The organism is Microbulbifer agarilyticus S89 (assembly GCF_000220505.1).
GTDB classification, from domain to species: domain Bacteria; phylum Pseudomonadota; class Gammaproteobacteria; order Pseudomonadales; family Cellvibrionaceae; genus Microbulbifer; species Microbulbifer agarilyticus_B.
Window position 1 is genome coordinate 40,736 of record NZ_AFPJ01000020.1, and the last position, 20,750, is coordinate 61,485.

Genomic DNA, 20,750 nt, shown 5'->3' on the forward strand with positions numbered 1-20,750 from the left:
TTTTTGTCGCGAAAGTCAGTCATCCGTGCAATCCACCGAGGACTTCGGGTGAGGATTCCTTACGGCTTGTACCAGATCGGACTTGAGAAGGCGCGCTCCTGCAAGACCATTGGTACATCTTTATCCATCTCCACCTTGTTTCTCACTTTGTCGTAAAGTGTCCAGCGTGGCGTTGGTATCTCGAGCACCCGCACGTAATACACCGCGCGGTGCGCCGGGTTAAATTCAGGGTCTTCAAAGTAACCTACCAGCTCCGCCTCACCGATATCATTGGTATACTCGGCGGTCTCGAGATTCACGGTATCGCCAACCTTCTGGATATTGCCTTCTCCATCCAGTTTGCGGTCGCCAGACCACTTTACGTTGAAAATCTTCTCGTGGGTTTTTCCGCGGCCGTCCACCCACCCCTTGACGATCTGAATGCGATCCAAATTCGCGCCATCGGGATCTTTCATCGCCGCGACCAGAAATCCGAGCTTCTTGCCAGATGGGTCGCCGTTTACGACCCCGCCCATGGGAACGCCCTTCTCATAACCAAGCTTCACAAAGTCTGATTCAGCATCGGCGCCGGTAAATTCAAAGCCGCCAAAAAAGCGCACCTGCATACGCGGGCCACTGGTTGCGAAAGTCTCTTTCCGCAACATTGCGTCCCAGATTGCCTCTCTGGTGTTCTCCGTCGCCCACACACCCATGGTACCGGCGGAGGCCATCTCCCACCCCATGTAGTTATCGGAGGGTCCGCTCAGTAGCGGAAATTTCCAGCGTTCCTTGTTGCTCGGCTCCAGGGTCTTGAATTTCCCGAAGAAGTTATCTTCATCGGGCGTAGAGAGCCCTGTATGGGTATCCGTTGCACCATTAACGCCCAGCTGAAATGGATTCACACCCAGCTCGTCTTCCAGACGCATCCCCTCTTTCAACGCGGGGCGCCAATATTCATATTTGAAGGAGCCCGCGGGCTTTGGCTTGAGAATCAGGTTGCCGCGATCCCACAAATCCCAGCTCGCGAATTCATCCTCCGGCGACAGGCTGGGGTGAGACTCGCTCTGCCCCTTGATCTGGGTAACTTCATATAGTGGTTCGTAGCGCGCGCGTAATTCCGCCCACTCCTTGGTCATGGGCGAACCATCAAAGCGCTTCTGTTCAAACATGCGCCCATTGGACATGTTCCCGTTGTGGGGAATCGCGAAGACGCGCCCACCGGTTTTTTCCTCATAGGCCTGCATCCACTGCCAGAGCTTTTCCGGGTCCTGGGTCTCAAAGGTGGTCAGGGGTAACAAGCCGCGTGTTTTACTGGCGTCGTCCCGGAATATCACGTTGCGGTGGAGGTTGTCACCGCCACCCGCGTTGACGGTCCACTCGAAGGCAATAAACGTAGTGAATTCACCGGGCTTATTGAATTTTTCCGCCGCATCCACCGTTTTCTCCCATGCGGATTGCATCCACTTGGGGTCCATGACAATTTCTGGCAGACGCTCTTCCGACTGCATGACGATCAGTTCACTCTTGGCATCCGCGGCCCGCTTTTCGTCCCCGGAATTGAGCGCTTCGTTCCAGCGCTTGAGTGTCTCATCCGCCATCATTTCCGGGTTACCGTCCACCAGTTCGCTGATCACTCCCATGCCATCGGAATGATCTGTGACCATAAACCAGTCGTAGGCGCGGCTGAGCTTTGCGCTCAAGCCGCTATTTGATTTGACCTCCTCGCCCAGGGCGAAGCGGTAAGCATCTTCCGGTGACAGAATCGCACCATCCATACCCGCATCGACCGACCACCCGGTATGGACATGAGTGTCACCAAAATACGCCTGCGTGGGATATGCCCCCACTGTTTTGGATTGAGCGGTTGAGTCGGTCGTACCAGGCTCATTTGCGGCGCCGCTCTCAGCGTCCATGGCGGTACCTGTATCACGGGGATTCCCAGTGACTTTATCGGTATCTCTTCCAAACTCTTCCTGAATCAGGACTTCACCGTTACCGTCCGACGCAGTACCGGCATTTTTGTCCTCTCTCTCCTTATCACCGCCGCAGCCTGCCAGCATCATGGCCGCCGCCAAGGTGGAGACCAGTAGGGTTTGTCTTTTCATCGGTATCTTCCTTGGGTATCGAGTACCATCCTTGGATCTGAAGTTTCGATCACTAGCGCTGCTGATGTGCCAGTGATTCGATTAGCGTGCTGACCTCACCGACCTGAACAGACATGCTTTTCTGAACGGGAGGGAACTTCTCAAAGCTTTTGACAAATTCTTTTATCTGGACCCCGGCGGGCCCCAGAGTCCATGTACGGTTTTCTGCCCACTCGTCATAACCGCGCGCATCGATAAAGCGCTCAAACGGATCCACCTTCAGGTTGATGATGTAAGGTGAGGTGAGGGGTATCTGGCTGGCACGGAACCATTCTTCCTGATCGATAAACAGGAACTTCCAGTCGCCATGGCGCATACCGTGAAAGGTGGTCTCGGTGAAGTAGTAAAATTCCTTGCGCTTGGTCTTGCCTTGATTGATCAACAAGTCCGTCTGATCGTAACCATCGAGGTGTACCTTGTATTTTCGACCACCAACTTTGGTGCCAGACAGCAATTTTTCCTTGATATCTTTATCACCGACAAAGGACAGAATGGTTGGCACCCAATCTTCCATCGTCATAAATTCTCCGGTAGAGACGCCGGCGGGAATATTCCCCGGCCACTTCACCAGCATGGGCACCCGGAAACCGCCTTCCCAACCACCGACACCCTTCTCCCCATGGAACGGCTGATTGCCACCATCCGGCCAGGAATTTGAGGCTGCGCCATTATCGGTGGAAAACATCACCAAGGTGTCGTTAGCAACGCCGAGTTCGTCCAGCAGATCCAGAAGTTCACCGACATCGTCATCCAACTCCATCATGCCGTCTGCATAAATTCCGTAACCGCTCTTCCCTTTGTACTTATCATTCAAGTTAGTGCGGTAGTGCATACGTGTGGTGTTATGCCAGACAAAGAAAGGCTTTCCCGCCTTGACGGCATCGGTAATAAAGCGCTTAGACTGTTCCAGTACTTCCTGATCCAGATTACGCTGGCGCTCTTGCCCCCACTCACCCAGGTCTTTTATCTCCTGCTTGCCGCCGGCAAGTGCTTTGGAGTGGATGACACCACGCATTTTCAATCCATATTTTTCCTGTACTTCAGGATCTTTCGGGTAATCGTACTGCTCTGGATACTCACCGGCGTTCAGGTGATAGAGAATACCGAAGAACTCATCGAAGCCGTGATTTGTTGGCAAATGCTCATCACGGTCGCCCAAGTGATTCTTGCCGAACTGGCCGGTAACATAACCGTGCGGCTTAAGCAGCCCAGCCAGAGTGGGCGTTTCTTCCTTTAACCCCTGTTCGGCACCGGGTAAGCCAACGGTGCTGAGGCCAATGCGCATTGGGTACTGGCCGGTGATGAATGCGGCACGCCCCGCGGTGCACGACGCCTGGGCATAATGATCCATGAAGATCATGCCGTCTTTAGCAATGCGATCAATATTGGGTGTGGAGCCTCCCATCATCCCACGGTGATAGGCGCTGACATTCCACATGCCCACATCATCCCCCCAAATAATGAGAATATTTGGCTTGTCTGCGCCCTGCACCAGGGGAGCAAAACAGACGAGCAGGATCAGGACGACTTTTTGAGAAAGGTAACGCATAAAAAAGGCCTTATACTTCGGCAAAAATTATGTAGCACACTAAGAGCTGCCTAGAAATTTGGCATCGAAAGTATAGGCATACAGGAAATTTTCATTCGGAATTGGCGCATGACAACTTTTCCACCCAATAGAATGGAAGTTATTTCCGTTTTCTATACTCAGCTTTCAGTACAGGGCCGTCGCTGGCCAAGCGCAGTTGTCTGATCTATTGCAAATCAATATCCCACTCAATTTTTTGGGGACACCATGGCCCAGGGCTCGAAGAAAGCCGTTTTATACGCCATTTGCGTAAACGCAATTATTACCGTGCTAAAAGGTGTGGCCGCTCTGGCAACCCATTCAGCGGCAATGATGAATGAAGCGGTCCACAGTTTGATGGACACTCTGAATCAGATCTTTTTATTGTTGGGTCTGAAACGTGGTGGAAGACCGGCGGATAGGCACTATGCGTTTGGCCATGGCCAGAAGAAATATCTGTGGAACCTTTGGAGTGCCATCGGCCTGTTCTCCATTGGCTGCGGCCTGGGCCTGGCCCACGCGTGGCACGCATTTCACAATTTAGGGCATATAGAACGTCCAGATACCATTCAGGTGCTGGGCATGGCGGTTCACCCAATTGTGATTTCGGTGCTGGTGTTAACCATCGCCCTCGTACTCGAGGGGTATGTCCTCTACGTGGCGGCCAAGGAATTCTTCAGCCGGATGCGCGACGCCGGTTTGCGCAATCCGTTTCGCTACCTGGTATCCGCGGATGACCCGACGCTGATTGCCGTGCTGCTCGAAGACTCGATTGCTGTTACCGGTGTAATCCTCGCGGCCACGGGGATCGGCATGACGCAGGTCACTGGCGACCCGCGCTGGGACATCGGGTTTTCGGTATTGATTGCCCTGATGCTCGGTGTTACCGCCATCTTCCTCGGCATGGTGAACATGCGCTTTCTCACCAGTATTCGCGACCACAAGGCGGAGAGATGCTTTAGCGAAATCGTACGCCAGCACCCGGAGATCGAACGCCACCATGACCTGCGTTCGATCATCGTAGACGACCGACATACCGTGGTCGTTGCGGAAATAGAGCTACGTGAAGAGGTACTGATGCGAGACATGCGTGCGCGCATCGAAGCACATCAGACTGCACTGCTGGAACGCGTGCCGAATTATCGACGTACCGACACGATTATCGACTATGCAGAGCAGCGGGCAACGGTGCAGGCGACGCTCGAGGCAACAGAAACGCTCATTGATACGCTGGAAAAAGAACTGAAGCAGCGATGCACCCAGGTCTCCCATTTGACGGTGGAAATAGACGGAATCGCCGCACCTTCGAAGCTGGACGACCCAGACACTCTGGATAAGGGGGATACCGGAGTTGCCGGCTCCGTTTGATCAATGGCAATACGGTGTCACTAACTGACGGAGGCGTTCTATTTGGGCGGCAAAGAGCCGGCAAACTCCACACCGCGATTGACCCAACCATCCAGGTCTTCGAGAATGGCGTCCTCCTCAACGTACACCATGCCCTTGAGTGGTCGCCCGGTAAAATCCATAGGACGGGTATATCGCTCGCCCAGTGCAGCCTGGTAGTTGTCTGGCCCGACCCGCACCATCAGCTCCTCACCAACGACGCCGCAGGCCATGTTGCCATTGAGCATAAATGCCAGGCCACCAAACATCTGCTTTTCGGTCAGCCCATCTTCTTCCGGTAGGGCTTGACGTACTTTGTCGGCCAGTTCTTCACTGTAAGGCATAATCAACTCCTTGATTGTTATCTTAATTCCAGAGTGCGCTCCACTGGAGCACCGACGGTGCCACTCACCCGGCATCCTGCGCACAGGCCAGCGTTTGGGACTTGAGGGAGATTTACATCGGAATGGCAGGCAGTCACGAGACTGTGCCGCGTGTGTAGGCAATCGCTATGCTGGGGGCTAACGAACCCCAGATAACCAGCCTGTAGCGTGGGTATGGAGATTAATGTCGATTGCGATGAAGTGCCCATACGAAAAATGTTATTACGCTTATGCTTTTCAGTGTAGCAAAGAATCAAGAACAGATTGGGCTAAGAGAGAAATTTCACCTCGCTCACGGCAGAACAGGTGGCGTGCAAGTCAGTCGCGCACAATGAGATGCGCGCCATGCGCATCCCATCGCTATGGAAAAAACTACCTATGAAGTAGTTGAGTTACTTCGGAGTAAATGGCAGTGAGGAGTGGTGCAGGTTTATTTTTACATTGCCGTCTTCGTCTTTTACGTACCCAAACGAATACTCGACCTTCACTTCCTCTCCATCCTCTTTAGTGAAGAAATAATTACCCATTGCCAGCGCAGAATCGCCATCGGTAATGACACCCTCGTTTTCCCAGCGCACATTGGTGTAAGGTGCGAGAGCAAACCCTTTGTCCTCTTCCATATCCTGGCCAATGAAATACGATAAAGCTTCCTTTTTGGTACCACGGAACTGATCGACCGACGCCAGTGTCGGCTTGAACAGTACTGGACCCATGCCATAAGCATAAAACTTGTCGATATGATCGATCGCTGCTTGCTTGGGATCTTCGGCTTTGCCGATTTTTACGATCCCTTCACCCCAACCCTTTTGAGCTGCTAACACCTCTTCTTTGGAAATCGAGGAATCGGCATGCGCGTTGAATACAGTCATAGCCAACACCGATAGCACAATCGAAACCAATCTTTTCATCTATACATCCTCGTATTCAAAACTTGGAATCCAAACAGTAGCACTTCTGATACTAGATCAAGTGCGAAATCCCTGAGACGCACTGGTTTAAGTACGCAGTGACCGAAAGAATGGACCAGACGAAAGCAGATACATATCGCTGTATTCATCACTTCCATGCAAATTGTCACGCAGAGTTACATAAACGCCAGGCAACGATAAAACGTGTTCGCGAAAAATAAAAAACCCCGGTAAGTACCGAGGTTTTTCTGTGCCTGCAAGCAGGCGAGTGAGCAGTGCCGAGAATCAGTCGACAAACACACGGGCGTTGCGGAACAGACGCATCCAGCCGGAATCTTCATCCCAGTCATCCGGACGCCAGCTGTTGCTGACGGCACGCGCGACACGCTCGGGATGCGGCATCATGATGGTGACGCGTCCGTCTTCGGAACACAGCGAGGTAATACCGTTTACCGAGCCATTCGGGTTGGCCGGGTAGGTTTCGGTAATCTGCCGGTTGTTGTTCAGGTAGCGCACGGCAATGGTGCCCGACTGTTCACACGCTTCCAGTGCCTTCTGGTCGGCAAATTCCACACGGCCTTCACCGTGGGCAACTGCCACCGGCATGTAGGATCCCGCCATACCTTTGAACAGTACCGACGGAGAATCTTCCACACCCACCAGCGCAAAGCGCGCTTCGTACTGCTCGGACAGGTTGCGCACAAAGCGCGGCCAGTGATCGGCCCCCGGAATCAGTTCCTTGATGACGGAGAACATCTGGCAGCCGTTACACACGCCGAGGCCGAAGGTGTCTTTGCGATTAAAGAAGCCTTCGAACTGGTCGCGCGCACGGTCGTTGAACAGAATGGTCTTGGCCCAACCTTCGCCGGCGCCGAGTACGTCACCGTAGGAGAAGCCACCACAGCCCACCAGGCCTTTGAACTGATCCAGTTCAACACGGCCGGCGAGAATATCGCTCATGTGCACGTCGACGGCATTGAAGCCCGCGCGGTGGAAGGAATGTGCCATCTCCACCTGGCTGTTGACGCCCTGCTCCCGCAGGATCGCAATCTTCGGACGGACACCCTTGCTGATGTACGGCGCGGCGATATCTTCGTTGACGTCGTAGCTCAGACTCACGGACAGGCCCGGGTCCTGCGTCGAGGTTTTGGCAATGGCGTCGAACTCTTGCTTGGCACAATCGGCGTTGTCGCGCAGCGCCTGAATGCGGTAGCTGGTTTCTGACCAGATCTGCTCCAGTTCCGCGCGGCTGCGGTTGAAGATCTCTTTGCCATTGTTGGTGATGCACAGGGTTTCATTGTCGTTGAGGCCACCAATACGGTGCGCCGGTACGCCAACGGATGCGAAACGCCCTTCGATCATCTCGGCATCGGCCGCCGGCACCTGCAGTACCGCACCCAGCTCTTCGCTGAACAGGGCAGCGATAGCGTCGTCGTCGAGGTCAAAAATTTCGACATCCAGGCCCACGCGGCCGGCGAAGCTCATTTCCGCCAGCGTGGCGAACAGGCCACCGTCGGCGCGGTCGTGGTAAGCGATGACTTTTTCTTCGGCCAACAGCTGCTGCATCAGGTCGAAGAAACCCTTGAGGCGCTTGGCGTCGTCCAGGTCTGCCGGTCGGTCACCCAGCTGGTTGTATACCTGTGCCAGGCACGAGCCGCCGAGGCGGTTTTTACCCGCACCCAGGTCTACAAGAATCAGCTCACTCTCACCTTTCTTGGTGCGACGCAGCTGCGGGGTCACCACTTTGCGCACGTCGGTAACCGGGGAGAAGGCGGAAATCACCAGCGACAGCGGCGCCGTCACTGCCTTGTCCTCGCCGTTGTCGTTCCACGCGGTGCGCATGGACATGGAATCCTTACCAACCGGGATGGTGATACCCAGGTCCGGACACAGCTCCATACCGATCGCCTCGACGGTGCGGTAGAGCTTCTCTTCTTCACCCGGGTGGCCAGCGGCACACATCCAGTTGGCGGACAACTTGACGTCCGACAGCTGCTTGATCGGTGCACAGGCAATATTGGTGATTGCCTCACCCACCGCCAAACGGCCGGAGGCCGGCGCGTCCAGCAGCGCAACCGGGGTACGCTCGCCCATGGACATGGCTTCGCCGGCGGTGCTGTCGTAAGAAACGGTAGTTACCGCACAGTCCGCAACCGGCACCTGCCAGGGACCGACCATCTGATCGCGGCTGACCTGTCCGGTTACGGTACGGTCGCCAATGGTGATCAGGAAGTTTTTGCTCGCCACGGTAGGCAGACGCAGAACGCGCTCGGCGGCATCGTTCAGGTCGATCTTGCTGGTATCGAAAGCCTTGGTTTCGGCCTCGACCTTGGCAGCCTCGCGGTGCATCTTCGGCGGCTTGCCGAACAGTACGGACATGGGCAGGTCGACCGGCTTGGCGTCGAACTGCTTGTCATTCAGGGTCAGGTGCTTCTCGCTAGTGGCCTCACCCACCACTGCGAATGGTGCGCGCTCGCGCTCGCAGATTTTCTCGAAGCGGGCCAGGTCTTCCGGCATCACCGCCAGTACGTAGCGCTCCTGGGATTCGTTACACCAAATTTCCAGCGGGCTCATGCCCGGTTCGTCAGAGGGTACATTGCGCAGTTCGAAGCTGCCGCCGGTACCACCGTCTTTCACCAGCTCAGGGAAAGCATTGGAGAGGCCACCGGCGCCCACATCGTGAATAAACGCGATGGGGTTCTCGGCGCCCAGCTGCCAGCACTGGTCGATGACTTCCTGACAGCGGCGCTCGATTTCCGGGTTCTGACGCTGCACAGAGGCGAAGTCCAGGTCTTCCGAACTGGAGCCGCTGGCCATACTGGACGCAGCACCACCGCCGAGGCCGATCAGCATGGCTGGGCCACCTAGGGCGATCAGCTTGGCACCCGGTTGGAATTCCGGCTTGTCCACGTGGTCTTCACGGATATTGCCGTAGCCGCCCGCCAGCATAATTGGCTTGTGGTAGCCACGGCGCTCACCGTTGAAGTCTTCTTCAAAGGTACGGAAATAGCCGCAGATATTCGGACGGCCGAATTCGTTGTTAAAGGCAGCGCCACCGATGGGGCCTTCAATCATGATATCCAGCGCGGTCACGATGCGGCCAGGCTTGCCGTAGTTCACTTCCCACGGCTGCAGGAAGCCCGGGATCTGCAGGTTGGATACGGTGAAGCCGGTAAGGCCAACCTTGGGCTTGGAGCCGCGGCCTACCGCGCCCTCGTCGCGGATCTCGCCACCGGCGCCGGTGCCGGCACCCGAAAACGGTGCAATGGCGGTCGGGTGGTTGTGGGTTTCCACCTTCATCAGCAGGTGGATGGCTTCCTGGCTGAAGCCGTATTCCTTGGTTTCCGGATCCGGGTAGAAACGGCCAGCGTTGTGGCCAACCACAACCGCCGCGTTATCCGCGTAGGCAGACAACACATTGTCGCCACCCTGGCGGTAGGTGTTCTTGATCATGCCAAACAGGGAGTGCGGCATATCTTCGCCGTCGATGGTCCAGCTGGCATTGAAGATCTTGTGGCGGCAGTGCTCGGAGTTCGCCTGGGCGAACATCATCAGCTCCACATCGGTGGGGTTGCGCTCCAGCTCCTCGAAGCTGGTCAGCAGGTAATCGATCTCGTCTTCCGCCAGCGCCAGACCCAGGTTCACATTGGCTTCCGACAGCGCATTGCGGCCACCGCTCAGCACGTCGACGGTGCCCATCGGGCGCGGGCTCTCCACGCGGAACAGCTGCTCCGCCTGGGCCATTTCGGTAAAGACACTCTCCACCATACGGTCGTGCAGCAGCGCTGCCAGGTCGCCCCGTTCAGCTTCGGTTAATGCAACACCGGTAATGTAGTAAGCAACACCCCGCTCCAGGCGGTGGATATCCGTCAGGCCCGCGTTATGGGCAATGTCGGTAGCCTTGGACGACCAGGGAGAAATCGTGCCCGGACGCGGCACCACCAGCAGCAGCTCACCTTCCGGCAGATGCTTCTCTTCGGTGGGACCGTACTGCAGCAGCCGCTCCAGCAGCGCGAGGTCCTTGTCCCCCAGATTGTCGCTGTCAGAGAAGTGCACAAACTCGGCGTACACATCTGCAATGGCAGGCTGCAGGGCGCGGAGTTGGGTTAGCAGTTTTTGATGGCGGAATTTCGACAGTGCGGGAGCACCACGCAGAACTAGCATCGCGGGAGATAGCCTCTTGTCTGAATTTGAGCGCCTGCGGCCGGAAGCAACCGGTCGGTTTAGGGGGGGCACGCAGGTACACCGGGAATCGGAGCGCGCGCATTGTACCTGAAGCGACGCCGCTCCAACACTGTCACGGGGATTAACTGTACCAATGCACTGACTTCTTTAATAAAGAACACCCAGATGGCACTGAGAACGACCTCAATCGCCCTTAAATCGCTCTTGGCCAAGCCCATGTTCGGCTGCGCCAGCTACACTGAAAGGTGGATTGGAACAACCCCGACTTTCACAAACCAGGTCACGCAATTTGGTCAAAATTGGTCAGACCCGGTAGAGATGGGGTAAAATTGCCGCGCTTTTGCCTAGTGCTGTTCAAATAATAGGCAAAGCCGGCATTGCCGATGTACTGGATTCTCTTGGTACACGGTGAATCGACGCGAGACGCAATGGATAGCGCTCGCAGTGAAGCATGGATACCGGCCACACATACGTGGATGTCCGGGAGAAAGATCCGGATAGAAGGTGTTGCGTACCCAGCAGGTACCCAGGCCGAGCTTCACGCGTAAATAATGCTAACGAAAGGATTCGAGGGGACAGCCTATGATCATGAAAAGCCGACTGTTGCGATACAGCCGCCGCCTGGTAAAGGGGGTGGCGCTGGCCTGCTGTGCCTCTTTATTGGTCGCCAGCAAGGCGCCGAGCCTGCTGGAGAGGGTCAAGGCCTCCGGCAGTCTTGTCGTGCTGTCCCAGAATGGCCCCACCACCTATTACGAAGATGCCAACGGCCAGTACACCGGTTTCGAGTACGGCATGCTGGAAGAGTTTGCCCGCGAGCTGGGTGTTGAGCTCGAAATCCGTGATGTGCACGACCTGAGCCACCTGTTCGGTGAGCTCGAAAACCCCGAGTCTGGCGCACACATGGCGGCATCCGGCCTCACGGTAACGTCCGAGCGCCGCGAGCAGGTCCGTTTCACGCCCTCCTACTTTGAGATTCGCCAGCAGGTCATCTACCGCTTGGGTGAATCGCGTCCGCGCAGTGTGGGCGATCTGGCCGGTAAAACAATTGCGGTGATCGCCGGCAGTGCCCATGCCGAGCAGCTACGCAAGCTCGCCAAGCGCTACCAAGACCTGTCGTGGGAGGAAATCTCTGACGTCGACGCCATGGAGCTGGTGGAAATGGTCGATCAGGGCAAATACCACTACGCCGTTGTCGACTCCAATGCCTACGCGGTGCACCGCGGCCTGTACCCCAATACCCATATTGCCTTTAACCTGACCCAGTTCCAGCCGGTTTCCTGGGCCTTCCCCAAGGGCGATGACGACACCCTCTACCGCGCGGCGCGCAGCTTTATGGTGCGTGCCAACACCAGCGGCCTGGTGGCAGAACTGCGTGAACTGCACTTTGGGCATGTCAGCAAAATGAACGTGGGCGGTGCCAAGACCTTCGCCCAGCTCACCCGCGACCGCCTGCCCCGCTGGCGCGAAGAACTGCAGAAAGCGGCGGACAAGTACGGTGTGGATTGGGAGCTGCTGGCTGCCCTCAGCTACCAGGAATCCCATTGGAATCCGCGTGCCAAGTCACCCACCGGTGTGCGCGGCCTGATGATGCTGACCCGCGCCACCGCGCGCGAGATGGGCGTAAATCGACTGGACCCACTGGAGAGTATCGACGGCGGGGCACGCTACCTGGTGCAGGTGCGCGACCGCATCCCCGAGCGTATCCGCGAGCCAGACCGCTCCTGGATGGCGCTGGCCGCCTACAACATTGGCCTTGGCCATCTGGAAGATGCCCGCGTGCTCACCGAGCGCATGGGCGGCAACCCGGACCGCTGGGCAGACGTGCGCGACCACTTGCCACTGCTGGCTAAACGGCAGTACTACAAGACCCTGAAGCACGGCTACGCGCGCGGCTGGGAACCGGTGACCTACGTGCAGAATATCCGCCACTACCAGGCCCTGCTGACCTGGACCAACCGGATTGAAGAGCAGCGCCTGGCCGACGCCACAGCCAACGACAACAGTGAAGCACTCGCGGAAGTCCCCGCTGCGGAATCCGCTGCCTCCCAGTCAGCGCTCTGATCGCACCCTTCTTTTGAGCAAAGCAGGCGGCCACTGGCCGCCTGTGGCGTTTTTGCTGCGCCTGCAAGCCCTGCCGCCGTGCAAGGCACCAAAATCCACCTATGCTTAGTGCACATACCCGAACAAATCGGCGCCACCGCTGTTCAAGTGAACACGCACGCACAGTTTAGGAGACCCCATGACCCGTAAACTCTTGCTCACTGCGCTCGCCACAACCCTGGCGGCATCTGTCGCCCTGCACGGCTGTAGCCGGAAATCCGATACCAATGACCCGGATACCGCACCCAAGACCGAAGCCGAAGTGGTGGAGGAAGTCACTGTTACCGAACCGGATGCCACCACAACGCCGCCGACAGCCGACGGCACGGGAGATACCAGCACCGGAAATGCCAGCACCGATTCCCCCGAGAGCCCCAACAGCGAGGGCCAGCTGATCTGCAACGCGAAATGGTTTGAATGGGTCAACACCGAGGTGATGAACACCCAGGGGCTCGCCATCGCCGAACACTACCCCTCCGGCTTGCCGGAAGTCGGCTCCAAAGAGTGGTTCACCGCCATGGATAAGCTCACTGGTGGCGACGGTGCCCATGGGCCCGACGGCGGCAGTGATGAGTGGTGTTTTATGATGCAACAGCGCCTCAGCAACAACGACTGATCGCCGCACCTAGCCAATACGTCGAGAAACCGGCGGGGCTGCCCGCCGGCTTCAGGAGTACAACATGAAGAATGTAAAAAACTCACTGCTCGCCGTCACTCTGGGCGGCATTGCCGCGGTCGCAGCCGCACAGGACCACACCAAAGAGAAGAAGCCGCCGCCCGGTGCCATGGCTTTATCCATGGTGCTCACCAAGCTGGAGCAACAGGGCTACACCCCGGTCGTCGAAGTGTCCCTGGAAAAGGACCGCTGGGAAGTAGAAGCCTACAAAGAAGGCAAAAAGTGGGACCTGGAAGTCGACCCCAATAGTGGCGAGATTCTAGAGGTGCGGGAAGACACTAACTGATTCACTGCAATGCCAGCAAGCTCATCCTCTTCCCGTGATATCCAAGCAAATGCCCAGGACCTGCTCGTGCAATTGGAGCAGCTGCTGGGCAGCAGCCGGGTGCTCAGCGATGCGGAACGCAACGAGCACTACCGTACCGGCTATCGCACAGGGGAAGGCAACGCGCTCGCCGTGGTCTTCCCGGGCTCACTCCTGCAACTCTGGCAATCACTCGAGGCCTGCGTGCACGCCGGTGCCATCATCATCCTGCAGGCGGCCAATACCGGCCTCACCGAAGGCTCCACTCCCAGCGGCAGTGATTACGATCGACCGGTTGTGGTGATCAATACCCTGCGCATGGACACCATTCACCTATTAGGCGAGGGCAATCGCCACGGTGAACAAGTTGTCGCCCTGCCCGGTGCCACGTTGCACAAGCTGGAAAAACAGCTGGCGCCGCTGCAACGCTCGCCACACTCCGAGATTGGTTCTTCCTGTTTGGGGGCGTCGATTGTCGGCGGCATCGCCAATAATTCCGGCGGCGCACTCTGCCAGCGCGGGCCCGCCTACACCGAGCTAGCACTTTACGCACAGGTCGACGCCCGTGGCGAACTGCAACTCATCAATCATCTCGGTATTGAGCTGGGTAATACCCCCGAGGAAATACTCACTAACCTCGAACACGGCAATTTTGCAAACGTTGGGCCACTCGCTTACCCGGGCAGCCATCGGCGTCCGCGCATGGCCTCAGACCGGGAATATGTGGAGCGCGTACGCGATGTGGACGCCGACACCCCGGCGAGATTCAACGCCGACCCGCGCCGCCTGTTTGAAACCAGCGGCTGTGCCGGCAAGGTCGCCGTGTTCGCCGTACGCCTCGACACCTACCCCACCCCCAAGCGTACCCAGACGTTTTACATTGGCAGCGAAGACCCCGCCGTATTCGCACGCCTGCGCAGGGGCCTGCTGAGCGAGCTGGCGACTATTCCGGTGCTCGGTGAATACCTCCACCGCGACATGTTTGATCTTGCAGCGGAGTATGGCCGGGATAGTTTCTACCTGATCAATACACTCGGCACCGGCAACATGCCACGCTTTTTCGCCATCAAAGGTCGCATCGATGCGTGGCTGGAAAAACGCCGCTTCCTGCCGCGCTTTCTAAGTGAACGCTTACTACAAAAAATCAGCAAATTACTCCCGCAACATCTGCCCAGGCGCATGCTGGACTACCGGGAAAAATATCCGCACCACCTGATCGTCAAGGTGGCCGACGACAGCATTGAAAGCACCCACCAATGGCTGCAAGCATTTTTTGCGAAGCAAGGAAATTCGGGGGATTTTTTTGTGTGCACAGCGGAAGAAGCCCGCAAAGCCATGCTGCACCGCTTTGTATCCGCCGGCGCTGCCATGCGTTACCAGGCGGTGCACCACAAGCGCGTCGGCGAATTACTACCACTGGATATTGCGCTGCGGCGCAACGATATGGATTGGGAGGAAAAGCTGCCGGCAGAAATCGCCGACCAGTTGGAACAGCGCCTCTACTATGGCCACTTCTTGTGTAATGTCTTCCACCAGGATTACGTCCTGAAAAAAGACGCCGACCCCGAGGTGGTCAAAAAGGCCATGCTCACACTGCTCGACCAGCGGGGAGCGCGCTACCCCGCAGAACACAACGTCGGTCACCTGTATCAGGCGCCCGACGAGCAACGCGCATTCTTCGAACAACTCGACCCCACCAACACCTTCAACCCCGGTATCGGCAAGACCGAAAAAACCCGCCGCTGCTGTAGCTGCGGCTAGGTCAGAACATCAGAACTGAACCGTTACCGCGCTGGAGCCCGGCTTCAGGGTAAAGGTTTCCGTATTGCCATCGCGGGTAACGTTCACCGTATTCACCTGATCCCGTTCCATTTCCATCAGCATCGACTGACGCACCTGCAGCTTCTTGCCCTGCACCTCCGCCAGCGGCAACTCCTGATACACCCACACATCGTGCACATCCGCTTCCATTCCCACCCACTTGGGCTTGATCATTACACCATCGGCGGTGCGCAACTGAAAACGCTCATTCACATACGCCTCCATCTGCGCCTTGGCATCCTTCATTTCCTTGCTAGCACTCAATTGCAGCGCACGCTCCATATCCGCGATAAAGAAACGATGAGTGATTTCCAGAGACTGGGTGCGTTCATTCACAGCCATTTCAGTAAGACCGAAGTGGTAGCGATGGGCGTGGGCCTGTGATGCAAACAACAAAGCAACCAGAGACAGAAACGCAATCAATTTGGGAGTAGAAATACGCATTTTAGGCATCCAAGTGATACAGCTATGGAATATAAGAAGTGTAAGACGCGGTAACAAAAGACCACAAAATTACGGGCGAAGGTGGCGGTGCCGGGTACAGACTTGTGAGGCCTTCAAAAACAGGATGTTTTTGCAGAGCCCCCAGGGATGGGTGCACGGCGTGTCTCACAAGTCTGTACCCGGTAGCGTCACCGCCACCGGGCCAGATGGGACCATGCCGCAGTTTCGCGCTTAGTCCTCTTTCAGCTCTTCCTGCCAGTCTTTCATCAGGTTGCGCGCTTTCTCGTCTTTGAACAGCTCGAGGCGCGACTTGATGATACGGCGTGGGTAGTGGTTGTTTTCCACATCCACGTCCGCAGTCTCCCAGTGCGGGTCAACCACAACCGACTTCAACAGCTTGTCTTTGCCACGCACCAGCATCTTGGACGTCTTGGCCGCATTGCGGGTCCAGATTTCCGCCGGGATGCGCAGCTCCTCGGAAGAACCATCGGTATAGTCCAGCTGCAGAATAATCGGCATTACCAACCCGCCGATATTGCTGAAGTCCAGCACGTACACATTGCTCTCGACTTTCAGCAGATCACGCTCCCAGTCTTCCAGACCCGCGAGCATACCGGTGTAACTGTTGCGGTCCGCATTAGACACATCAAACTCATCGTGCTCATTGTAGAAGTCCGCCAGCTCCGGCTTACCGTCGACAATGCGCGTCATCTTGTTCGCGCGGTTCTTCTGCTGGGTGACCGACTCAGGTTCTTCCTCGAAACGCTCACGCTTCCACGGGCCTTCCACGTCCGGGTTTTTAGTACCCACGGTGTAATGTTTCACTGCATCGATACTGATATCCACATTGTCGGTGGTGTAGAACCAACCGCGCCAGAACCAATCCAGATCCATACCGGAAGCGTCTTCCATAGTGCGGAAGAAATCTGCCGGCATCGGGCGCTTGAACTTCCAGCGCTGGGAGTACTCGCGGAACGCAAAATCGAACAGCTCGCGGCCCATCACGGTCTCACGCAGGATATTCAGCGCAGTCGCCGGCTTACCGTATGCATTGTTACCAAACTGCAGAATAGATTCTGAGTTGGTCATGATAGGCACCTGGTTCTCGCTCTTCATGTACTCAATGATCTTGCGCGCGTCGCCACGGCGAGACGGGTACTTCTCTTCCCACTCCTGCTCCGCCAGGAACTGCACGTAGGTGTTGAGGCCTTCGTCCATCCAGGTCCACTGACGCTCATCGGAGTTCACGATCATCGGATAGTAGTTGTGACCTACCTCGTGGATGATCACCGAGATCAGACCGTACTTGGTGCGACGGGAATAGGTGCGCTTGCTGCGATCTTCCTCATCGATCTCCGGACGCGGGCCGTTGAAGGTGATCATCGGGTACTCCATACCACCCACCGGGCCATTTACCGAAATGGAGGTCGGGTAGGGATAATCGAAGCTGTAGCGGTTAAACACTTCCATGGTGTGGATGATGGCTTCGGTGGAGTACTTGTCCCACAGCGGCGTACCCTCTTCCGGGTAGTAGGACATCGCCATGGTGTCGGTGCCGCCCTTCTTGTAGCCCTGCGCATCCCACAGGAACTTACGCGAGGAAGCCCAGGCAAAGTCACGCACGTTCTCCGCTTCAAACACCCAGGTCTTGCGGGCCGTTGCGCGGTCTTTCTCGTTTTCCAGGGCTTCGTCCTTGGTCACGATCATGACCGGCTTGTTCGCGGTCTCGGCCTTCTTCAGGCGCGCACGCTGCTCGCGGGTCAGTACGTCTTCTGGGTTCTGCAGCACACCGGTGGAGGCAACAATGTGGTCCGCCGGCACTTCGATGGCCACGCGGTAATCGCCAAATTCCAGGGCAAACTCACCACGGCCCAGGAACTGCTTGTTCTGCCAGCCGCTCACGTCGTTGTACGCCGCCATGCGCGGGAACCACTGCGCGATCTCGTACAGGTAGTTACCGTCGCGCTCGAAGTATTCGTAACCGGAACGGCCACCCAGCGCCTTCTGCTCGATGATGTTGTATTCCCAGCCGATCTGGAAGGTCACGCTGTCGCCAGACTTCAGCGGCTGCGGCAGGTCGATACGCATATTGGTGTCGACGATGGTGTGGCGCAGGTCGCGACCACGGGCATCCGCCACCTTGGTGATGTCATAACCACCCTGGAAGTCTCTGGACACCACTTCGCGACGGAAACTGCGGAACGGAATGGTATCCGGGGCAATGGACTCAACGTCTACCGGCGCCGCCAGATTGCCGGAAGAGTTCGGCTTGAAACGGTTCTGGTCCAGCTGCACCCACAGGTAGCGCAGGGTATCCGGGGAATTGTTGGTGTAGGTGATGGTTTCAGACGCAGTGATGCGCTGCTTGTCATCATCCAGGGAAACCTTGATGTCGTAGTCCGCCTGCTGCTGCCAGTAGGCGTGGCCTGGCGCACCGGAAGCGGCGCGGTAGATATTCGGGGTAGGTAGCAACTCTTCCAGCTGGCGGAACTTGTCCCCGGTGACGTTCAGCGGGTCGGCGGCAATGGCCGCGGAGGTTCCGGCAAATCCGAGCAGCACCGCGCCCAGGCGACGGCATAAGGTCTTAATGGTCATATTTGGCGCCATTTCTCACACACTGGATAAATAGCGCGCCATTCTAGCAGTACTAATGTGACTGGCGATTCCGCTCCCGCAACACCGTCTCAGCAACTCTTCAACTCACCGCAAAGTGGATCAACCAACAGCCGGAAGCCTACAGCACTTGGGATTACCGCCTCCCCAGCCTATCAATGACCGGATAAAGGCAATTTGGGGAGCGCCATGCTGTTTGCCACTGAATCGTTCCAGAAAGGACAGTCCCACAGAAAGCGTCACTTTTTCGGCGCAACGTTGCTCGCCGCCGCCCTCTCGCTAAGCGCCGGTGCTTCCGCTCAACAACCGGGCCCCTTCTCCGCCCAGGACTTCCAGTTCTCCGGCCCAAAAACCAATCCGCAGATTCCCCCACAATTGTACGGGCCCGATCTCGACGGACACACACCGTCCGAGATTGACCTGAGTGCCGGCGCGGTGCGCGCACGCTTGCAGCAATTGGGTTTTCACTCTTTCGCCAGCCTGTACTTTCGCAATGGCTACTGGAATGTGGTCGCCTACCACGGCAACAAAAAGCGCCAGCTCTTGGTCCACCCGACCAGTGGTGCCATCCGCTCGGACAAGCCGTACTGCGGCAATCGCTGCAACCGCTACCAGCGCCACGAAGTGTTCTGAAAGGGCCAAGAAAAGGACAGGAAAAGGACGGGAAAAGGGCAGCGATGTGATTGGGAGGTGTGGAACCCCAGCACCACGCGATGTGGTACCGGGGCCGTTTGAAAAGGGAATCTTAAGAACTATTGAGAGAAGCGCTGGAGGCGCACTATCAGGGCAACTTTCTGCCTGTACTCATTTCCGCCTGCGCAACATCATCAATCTCATCATTCTGCTTGGCCTCCTCGATCGGCGCGCGGCGCAGAATCAAGAATCCTGAAATACCCGCGATCAGGGACGCAAGCAGGACCCCCGCCTTGGCTTGAATCAGCATTTCGCTCTGCCCGGCAAAGGCCAGCTCTGAGATAAAGATCGACATGGTAAAGCCGATACCGCCCAGCAGCGCCACACCAATGATGTGGTGGAAGGTCGAGTGCTTGGGTAGTTCACCCCAGCCCAGTCTCCAGCCGAGCCAGGTCGCACCGACAATACCGATCAGCTTGCCGAACACCAAGCCACAGATTACACCGATGGTCAGCGGGTTCAGCACGGCCTCGGCACTGGTGAAACTGTCCACCGGAATGCCTGCATTGGCCAGTGCAAAAATTGGTACCACGATAAACGCCACCGGGATGTGCAGGCGCGTCTCCATGCGTTGCAGCGGGGACTGCACCATGTGCACGCCGTTATCCAGCGCGGAAACCCGCGCCCGTAGCGCGTCGTTGGCAATAATCTTGTCACCCGGGCGGAAGCAGCGGTCGAAGCTGCGAATGATGTCTTTCACAAAAGCACTGAACGCCACCGGGTCGTACTTGGGGCGTGCCGGAATCGCCATGGCAGTAATCACCCCCGCCAGCGTGGCGTGTACCCCGGTGATATGCAGGTCGTACCACAGCAGGATACCCACAAAGATGTAGGCGGCAGAATGACGGACCCCGGCCAAATTCAACAACCACAGAATGGCGGTCAGCAAGAAGGCACCCATCAGCGCGATCATATTCACGCTCTCGGTGTACCAGATGGCAATCACCAGAATGGCACCCAGGTCATCCACAATCGCCAGCGCCACCAGGAAGGTGACCACCGCGCGCGGCACCCGATTACCCAGGATGGCAATACACCCAACCGCGAAGGCAATATCGGTCGCCATTGGAATACCCCAACCGCGCTCCGTCGGCAGCCCCACATTGAACATGGCGAAGATCAGGGCTGGTACCACCATGCCGCCAATAGCGGCCATCACCGGCAGTACCGCATGCTTCATTTCGGAGAGTTCGCCGACCAGGAACTCACGCTTGAGTTCAAGCCCCACTAACAGGAAGAAGATCGCCATCAGGCCATCATTGATCCAGTGGTGGAAGCTCATCGACAGAGACCAGTCACCGAAGTTGTAGCTGACCGGCAGGTGCAACAGGTGCTCATACCCCCCCTGCCAGGCGGAGTTGGCGATCAGCAATGCAACCACGGCACAGATCATCAGCAGCACACCACTGCTGCTCTGGCGGTGAATAAATTCATCGAACGGCGTCATCAGGCGGCCCAGGGCATTTTCCAGTGGCGCCTCAAATACCTTGCCTTTACGCACTCTGAATTTACTCAGAACCTTATTTGCCATCTAACAACAACTCCTA

General features: G+C 56.9%; 14 protein-coding genes. 6 read left to right on the forward strand and 8 right to left on the reverse strand.

Annotation, left to right across the window (positions count from 1 at the left end; all coding sequences use genetic code 11):
- Positions 1-59: 59 nt before the first annotated feature.
- On the reverse strand, positions 60-2,084 hold the full coding sequence (locus AS89_RS0105875) for a DUF3604 domain-containing protein (RefSeq protein ID WP_010131517.1): 2,025 nt from the start codon (positions 2,082-2,084) through the stop codon (positions 60-62).
- A gap of 52 nt (positions 2,085-2,136) precedes the next feature.
- Entirely contained in the window at positions 2,137-3,672 is a 1,536-nt protein-coding gene (locus AS89_RS0105880) for an arylsulfatase (protein ID WP_010131518.1), read from the reverse strand.
- 246 nt (positions 3,673-3,918) lie between these two features.
- Here AS89_RS0105880 and AS89_RS17005 point away from each other — a divergent pair, with 246 nt between their 5' ends.
- Positions 3,919-5,058, forward strand: coding sequence for a cation diffusion facilitator family transporter (locus tag AS89_RS17005; protein WP_010131520.1), 1,140 nt, complete (start codon positions 3,919-3,921; stop codon positions 5,056-5,058).
- Between the two features lie 38 nt (positions 5,059-5,096).
- Here AS89_RS17005 and AS89_RS0105890 read toward each other — a convergent pair whose 3' ends face one another.
- From AS89_RS0105890 to purL, 3 genes are all read right to left on the reverse strand, one after another.
- Positions 5,097-5,420, reverse strand: coding sequence for a TfoX/Sxy family protein (locus AS89_RS0105890; protein WP_010131521.1), 324 nt, complete (start codon positions 5,418-5,420; stop codon positions 5,097-5,099).
- A 431-nt stretch (positions 5,421-5,851) separates the two neighbouring features.
- A complete protein-coding gene (locus AS89_RS0105895; RefSeq protein ID WP_010131522.1) occupies positions 5,852-6,367 on the reverse strand; it encodes a hypothetical protein in 516 nt (171 codons plus the stop codon).
- A 285-nt stretch (positions 6,368-6,652) separates the two neighbouring features.
- Positions 6,653-10,531 (reverse strand): phosphoribosylformylglycinamidine synthase, encoded by a 3,879-nt coding sequence (gene purL, locus AS89_RS0105900; RefSeq protein ID WP_010131523.1) that lies wholly within the window; start codon positions 10,529-10,531, stop codon positions 6,653-6,655.
- A 603-nt stretch (positions 10,532-11,134) separates the two neighbouring features.
- Between purL and mltF the strand changes: the two genes are divergently transcribed.
- The 4 genes from mltF (at position 11,135) to dld (ending at position 15,393) form a co-directional block, all read left to right on the forward strand.
- A complete protein-coding gene (mltF, locus tag AS89_RS0105905; RefSeq protein ID WP_010131524.1) occupies positions 11,135-12,613 on the forward strand; it encodes a membrane-bound lytic murein transglycosylase MltF in 1,479 nt (492 codons plus the stop codon).
- Between the two features lie 178 nt (positions 12,614-12,791).
- The gene (locus AS89_RS0105910; RefSeq protein ID WP_010131525.1) at positions 12,792-13,268 is read left to right on the forward strand and encodes a hypothetical protein; all 477 of its coding nucleotides are present in this window, start codon (positions 12,792-12,794) and stop codon (positions 13,266-13,268) included.
- 64 nt (positions 13,269-13,332) lie between these two features.
- Complete coding sequence (locus tag AS89_RS0105915; protein ID WP_010131526.1) at positions 13,333-13,614, forward strand: PepSY domain-containing protein; 282 nt, start codon at positions 13,333-13,335, stop codon at positions 13,612-13,614.
- A gap of 9 nt (positions 13,615-13,623) precedes the next feature.
- Positions 13,624-15,393, forward strand: a complete 1,770-nt coding sequence (gene dld / locus AS89_RS0105920; protein ID WP_010131527.1) for a D-lactate dehydrogenase — start codon at positions 13,624-13,626, stop codon at positions 15,391-15,393.
- 9 nt (positions 15,394-15,402) lie between these two features.
- On the opposite strand, the gene AS89_RS0105925 is transcribed toward dld, so the two are convergent.
- On the reverse strand, positions 15,403-15,897 hold the full coding sequence (locus AS89_RS0105925) for a DUF6702 family protein (protein ID WP_010131528.1): 495 nt from the start codon (positions 15,895-15,897) through the stop codon (positions 15,403-15,405).
- A 231-nt stretch (positions 15,898-16,128) separates the two neighbouring features.
- Positions 16,129-18,492: a M1 family metallopeptidase gene (locus AS89_RS0105930; protein ID WP_010131530.1), complete on the reverse strand. Its 2,364-nt coding sequence runs from the start codon at positions 18,490-18,492 to the stop codon at positions 16,129-16,131.
- A gap of 207 nt (positions 18,493-18,699) precedes the next feature.
- Between AS89_RS0105930 and AS89_RS17015 the strand changes: the two genes are divergently transcribed.
- Positions 18,700-19,143: a hypothetical protein gene (locus tag AS89_RS17015; protein ID WP_010131531.1), complete on the forward strand. Its 444-nt coding sequence runs from the start codon at positions 18,700-18,702 to the stop codon at positions 19,141-19,143.
- A gap of 148 nt (positions 19,144-19,291) precedes the next feature.
- On the opposite strand, the gene nhaA is transcribed toward AS89_RS17015, so the two are convergent.
- Positions 19,292-20,734, reverse strand: coding sequence for a Na+/H+ antiporter NhaA (gene nhaA, locus AS89_RS0105940; protein WP_010131532.1), 1,443 nt, complete (start codon positions 20,732-20,734; stop codon positions 19,292-19,294).
- Positions 20,735-20,750: the final 16 nt, after the last annotated feature.

What these genes read in the sequence shown, in the direction of transcription:
- AS89_RS0105875 (WP_010131517.1), bottom strand. Translation starts at nt 2,084, where the DNA reads ATGAAAAGACAAACCCTACTGGTCTCCACCTTGGCGGCGGCCATGATG.
- AS89_RS0105880 (WP_010131518.1), bottom strand. Translation starts at nt 3,672, where the DNA reads ATGCGTTACCTTTCTCAAAAAGTCGTCCTGATCCTGCTCGTCTGTTTT.
- AS89_RS17005 (WP_010131520.1), top strand. Translation starts at nt 3,919, where the DNA reads ATGGCCCAGGGCTCGAAGAAAGCCGTTTTATACGCCATTTGCGTAAAC.
- AS89_RS0105890 (WP_010131521.1), bottom strand. Translation starts at nt 5,420, where the DNA reads ATGCCTTACAGTGAAGAACTGGCCGACAAAGTACGTCAAGCCCTACCG.
- AS89_RS0105895 (WP_010131522.1), bottom strand. Translation starts at nt 6,367, where the DNA reads ATGAAAAGATTGGTTTCGATTGTGCTATCGGTGTTGGCTATGACTGTA.
- purL (WP_010131523.1), bottom strand. Translation starts at nt 10,531, where the DNA reads ATGCTAGTTCTGCGTGGTGCTCCCGCACTGTCGAAATTCCGCCATCAA.
- mltF (WP_010131524.1), top strand. Translation starts at nt 11,135, where the DNA reads ATGATCATGAAAAGCCGACTGTTGCGATACAGCCGCCGCCTGGTAAAG.
- AS89_RS0105910 (WP_010131525.1), top strand. Translation starts at nt 12,792, where the DNA reads ATGACCCGTAAACTCTTGCTCACTGCGCTCGCCACAACCCTGGCGGCA.
- AS89_RS0105915 (WP_010131526.1), top strand. Translation starts at nt 13,333, where the DNA reads ATGAAGAATGTAAAAAACTCACTGCTCGCCGTCACTCTGGGCGGCATT.
- dld (WP_010131527.1), top strand. Translation starts at nt 13,624, where the DNA reads ATGCCAGCAAGCTCATCCTCTTCCCGTGATATCCAAGCAAATGCCCAG.
- AS89_RS0105925 (WP_010131528.1), bottom strand. Translation starts at nt 15,897, where the DNA reads ATGCGTATTTCTACTCCCAAATTGATTGCGTTTCTGTCTCTGGTTGCT.
- AS89_RS0105930 (WP_010131530.1), bottom strand. Translation starts at nt 18,492, where the DNA reads ATGACCATTAAGACCTTATGCCGTCGCCTGGGCGCGGTGCTGCTCGGA.
- AS89_RS17015 (WP_010131531.1), top strand. Translation starts at nt 18,700, where the DNA reads ATGCTGTTTGCCACTGAATCGTTCCAGAAAGGACAGTCCCACAGAAAG.
- nhaA (WP_010131532.1), bottom strand. Translation starts at nt 20,734, where the DNA reads ATGGCAAATAAGGTTCTGAGTAAATTCAGAGTGCGTAAAGGCAAGGTA.